Origin of the sequence: Streptomyces composti (assembly GCF_012034205.1) — a bacterium.
Lineage (GTDB): Bacteria > Actinomycetota > Actinomycetes > Streptomycetales > Streptomycetaceae > Streptomyces > Streptomyces composti.
The window spans coordinates 1-4,194 of the sequence record NZ_JAATEM010000065.1; the positions used below are offsets into that span (position 1 = coordinate 1).

Here is a 4,194-nt window from a genome sequence, read left to right on the forward strand (position 1 = left end):
TAGCCGCGGGCTCCCTCCTGGTCGGTGGTGTAGTCACGGCAGCCCACGCGGCTGACGCGCCCGCCGGCTCGGCAGTGAAGGCATCAGCTCCGGTGAAGGTGGCCGATGCTCGTGCAGACGGCAAGGAGCTGTTCGCCGGCCTGTACTTCGGCCAAGGATCGGTCGGCAAGAAGCTGATGAAGAGTGACGCCTTCATCGGGGATCGCACCGGTCAGCTGAGGAAGAACGGCACCCCTGAGGCACGCAAGGCGATCGCGGAACTGACGACCGCGATCGACAAGGCGTCACCGGAGTTCTTCGCCACGTTCTCGGCGGACGTCCGCAGCGGCAATCCGTTCCGGGTCAAGGACGCCATCGACGCCGGTACGGCCCAGGTCGAGAAGGTCGCCAAGGTGCAGTCGGAAGACGGCACGGGCAGCGGGACATGCCTGGTCACCGTAAACGTCGGGGCGTTCGTCAATGTCGTGGCGGGGATCAACGCAGCCACCCAGGCCAACGTGGTGGTCGAGCTGAACTTCTGGTGGTCACCGCCGGCTGACTCCCCCGACCCGGTGAACAGCGATGAGCAGATCGCCGCGTTCACCAAGCAGCTCCGCACCATCTGACCGACTCACCCCCGTGCGGCAGGCAGCTGTCCGGCTGCCCGCCGCACACTCCGCGCCCACCCCGGGCGACGTGGAAGGGCAATAGGGGCATGCAAAGGCTGAAGGACTGGAAAAGCCGAGTACCGCTGATGGTGGAGCAGCCACGGGCAACCGCGGGTTTCTCCCGCCGCTGGGTGACCCTGGCCGTCGCGGCATGGCTGCTGCCCGCGCTGTACGTCATTCAGATCCACCTGCCCGGCAACACCCTCACCTTCCCCGGGCAGAAAGCCGTGGCCCCCACCGTCAACCGGTTGGCACCCCAAGGCTGGAGCTTCTTTACCAAGTCGCCCCGCGACAGCGAACTGCAACCCTACGTTCTACACGACGGCGTCTGGGAGGGTCAGCTCCTGGCTCCGCACAGCGCCCCCCACAACGCCTTCGGTCTGGACCGACGCTCACGCTCTCAGGGCATCGAGATGGCGCTGCTGCTGGCAGAGGCCGACGGGCTGCGCTGGACGAAATGCGACCGCGAACTGGCCGCGTGCCTGGACCAGGCCAAAGAGCCGGGCACCGTCTCCAACCCTGTTCCCGAACCAACTCTGTGTGGCCTGGTCGCGCTCGTGGAGCAAAAGCCGGTGCCCTTCGCCTGGCGCGACCTCATGCACGCTACCCACACGCCCGACCGCCTCACCGTCCTGGACGTCACATGCTGAGTCACACCCCGGTGCGTCTGCCTTCTCCCTGGACGAACGTCTACGGCCTCGCCCGCACTCTTCTCGCGCTGGGGACACTCCTCACGTTGAGCTTCAGCAACTCTGCGACGCTGTTCCGCCCGGTGGCCTTCCAGGGTGACCACCCCACGTGCCGCGGCGTCGAGGCGGGGGGCGCCTTCTGCGTCGTCCCCGACGACGGACTGGACGGAATGCGTTGGGCATGCGTGGCGGTGCTGCTGGTCGTGGCCAGCGGTTGGCGCCCGCGGCTGACCGCGCTTCCCCATGCGTACATCAGCTTTAGCGTCTTCACAGGGATCGCGATCGGTGACGGCGGCGACCAGATAACCGCCGTGTTGACGCTTCTGCTGACGCTGCCTGCTCTCGGCGACCGCCGACGATGGCACTGGAGTGCCGCCGACTCCGCAGCGCACTCAAGCTGGCCGCTTCTGGCCGGTGCCAGCGCCCTGGTCGTGGTGCGGCTGCAGATGTCGTTCGTGTACTTCCAAGCGTGCGTGTCGAAGCTGCCGCATGCAGAGTGGGCGGACGGCACCGGCATGTGGTACTGGGGCAACAGCCTGGCCTTCGGAGCGTCCGGCTGGCTGCGCCCGATGGTCGGCCCGGTGCTCTCCAACCCCATCGGTGTCGCCGCGTTGACATGGATCCCGCTGTTCATCGAGATCTCTCTGGCAGCTGCGCTACTCGTACCACAGCGGGTGCGTTACGTGCTGCTCGCGGCCGGGGCGGGCTTCCACCTGTGCATCGCCGTGATGATGGGCCTGTGGAGCTTCGCGTTGGCGATGTGGGCGGGCCTGCTGCTGCTGTGCTTGCCGCTGGGCGGGGGGTTGCGACTGCGTGAACCGCACGCTGGTCACGATTCCTCCGCCCAACAGTCGCGCAGCAAGGCGACAGCCCTGGACTCCGACAAGCCGGCCTCCCGTGCCGCCGCCACCAGCTGAATCGCCGCTTCACGCAGCCGCGCCTGTGCCGGGACAGCGATCACCACAGCACCTCGCCCTCGACGGAGGTCGATCAGCCCCTCCTCGCGCAGTTGCTGATAACCGCGCAGGACGGTGTGGACGTTGATCTGTAGAAGCCGCGCGACTTCCCGGGCGGCAGGCAGCCGGTCACCGGGATGCAGGGCACCGTCGGCCAATGCCCGCCGTACGGCGGCGGCGACCTGCTCCGCCAATGGGGCGGCGGAGCCTGTGTCGATACGGATCAGCACCTCAGCGATCCCGTCGAGCGTCCCTGGCCAACAAGTCGCCCAGCAGCCCGGCCGCTGTCGCAGCGTCGCCCACGGCCACGACGAACTGCCTTCCGTCGTCCAGCTCCAGCCACACCGCCTGCCCGGACCGCAGCGCAAGACCGCGCCTGCCCTTGGCGATCCGGTATCCCCATCCCCCCAGGTCCGACAACGGCCGAACTTCCGCGGCCCACGCCCTGTCGATCCGCTGAAGCGGGATGTGGATCCGGGGTACGCGAAGCAACGGCGGCCGAATGGTCAGCCCGTCGCCGTGGACACTCACACGGGCACCAGCCATCATCGCGAACACCAGCCCCAGTGGCCACAACCACAGACCAGGGGCCCAGCCGAGAGTTCCGGCAACCACAGCAGCGGCAGCCCCTACTACCCCAGCGGCAATCAACCACTGCGGGCCGACACTACGGACCCACATGGCCCTCTCACGGGGCCGCAATCCCACAGAACCAGAGACTGCCGACTCATCTGCGGCAGCGGGGCGCTCCCGAGACACCAGCAGCCGCACCCCACCAGCAGCACCCACGGCCAATCCTGCGGCGACGGCCAGGTGCCACAACGGCATCCGCACCTCGTCAGCGGTACCGGCGCCGGCATTCGCCAGTACCAACACAGTGAAGAGATAGCCCAGCGAGACGGCCGCTGCCGCAGACGTGGCATAGAGCGTCCGCAGGGCGAGCGAACCCCGCACCGCACCGCGGGACAGTCCCGCGCCGAGGGCGAGCAAGGTCAACTCGGCGATCAGCAGCACCGCTACCGGGGACGCCGAGCGGTTGACATCTCCGCCCCCGTCGAAGTGCACCGCCATAGGATCCGGCAGATCCGACCACGACACCGCGAACACCACCGCCAGCACCAATGCGGCCACGAGACAGGGAAGTCCGGCGAACCATTGCAACAGACCCGGCTGCTGGACACCCGAAGTCCGGTCGGGGCGATCCATTCCGCCTCCTCAGCTACGATTGTTCGCTTACAACTAGAACAAGCAGATGATAGATCGATCGCCTCGATACTCGCCCGCCTCGTTCCGGCCATATCCCACGCCCAAAGTGACGGCAGCAGTGCCCCTTGCGGGGATCACCCGGCACCGCGTTCGATCTCGCCGGCCCCTGCCTCAGAGGCGTGCGCCGCCGTAGCGGAACTGGGCGTCCCGGTCCGGGTGCTGCGTGCCTTCGACGGTATTGGCGTTGGCCTGCATGCTGAAGCCTTCCTTGCGCAGCAGGTCGCCGACCGTGTCGGCCGAGACGCGGTGTCCCTGATGGTTGAGTTCGGCGGCGAGGGCGCTCGTGGACTTCACTGTCCACCGCAGCGGCGACATCGGGTCGCCCCGCATGCCGGGCTCGACCAGAGCCAGCAGCGCGGGCCGCAGGCCCGGGTTCAGCTCAGCGACCCTCTTCCGGCCTCCGCCTGGCCGACGGACCCGGCCCAGCGCGGCCTCGCCCGCCTCGAGCTCATCGACGCCCTTGCGGACAGTGGCCTCACTGGCCTGAGCGGCCCGGGCGACAGCCCGGATCCCGTCATGCCCCAACATGCGGGCCAGCAGCGCGGACCGCATGCCCGGCTGCCAACCTGTCGCCAAACCCCCGGCGATTCGTAGCCAACGCGATTCCAAAAACGAGGCAGGCGACCCCAAGGGGCA

General features: G+C 68.1%; 5 protein-coding genes and 1 pseudogene. 3 read left to right on the top strand and 3 right to left on the bottom strand.

The window, feature by feature from the left end:
* From HCJ93_RS28865 to HCJ93_RS28875, 3 genes are all read left to right on the top strand, one after another.
* Nucleotides 1–605: sporulation delaying protein family toxin (locus HCJ93_RS28865; RefSeq protein ID WP_167998782.1), on the top strand; the 605-nt coding region annotated here is incomplete at its 5' end.
* An 89-nt stretch (nt 606–694) separates the two neighbouring features.
* Nucleotides 695–1,297 carry an SdpA family antimicrobial peptide system protein gene (locus HCJ93_RS28870; RefSeq protein ID WP_167998783.1) on the top strand — a complete coding sequence of 201 codons (603 nt, stop codon included), beginning with the start codon at nt 695–697 and terminating at the stop codon, nt 1,295–1,297.
* The gene (locus tag HCJ93_RS28875; protein WP_167998784.1) at nt 1,291–2,253 is read left to right on the top strand and encodes a sporulation-delaying protein SdpB family protein; all 963 of its coding nucleotides are present in this window, start codon (nt 1,291–1,293) and stop codon (nt 2,251–2,253) included. Before HCJ93_RS28870 ends, HCJ93_RS28875 begins: the two co-directional genes overlap by 7 nt.
* Here the strand turns inward: HCJ93_RS28875 and HCJ93_RS28880 are convergent.
* The 3 genes and pseudogenes from HCJ93_RS28880 to HCJ93_RS28890 all read right to left on the bottom strand — a co-directional run.
* A complete protein-coding gene (locus HCJ93_RS28880) occupies nt 2,166–2,522 on the bottom strand; it encodes a GntR family transcriptional regulator (RefSeq protein WP_167998785.1) in 357 nt (118 codons plus the stop codon). The genes HCJ93_RS28875 and HCJ93_RS28880 overlap by 88 nt on opposite strands.
* 1 nt (nt 2,523) lies before the next feature.
* Nucleotides 2,524–3,498 (bottom strand): DUF1648 domain-containing protein, encoded by a 975-nt coding sequence (locus HCJ93_RS28885; RefSeq protein ID WP_167998786.1) that lies wholly within the window; start codon nt 3,496–3,498, stop codon nt 2,524–2,526.
* A gap of 189 nt (nt 3,499–3,687) precedes the next feature.
* A pseudogene (locus HCJ93_RS28890) lies at nt 3,688–4,110 on the bottom strand (ISAzo13-like element transposase-related protein); the annotation flags it as partial.
* Nucleotides 4,111–4,194 lie beyond the last annotated feature (84 nt).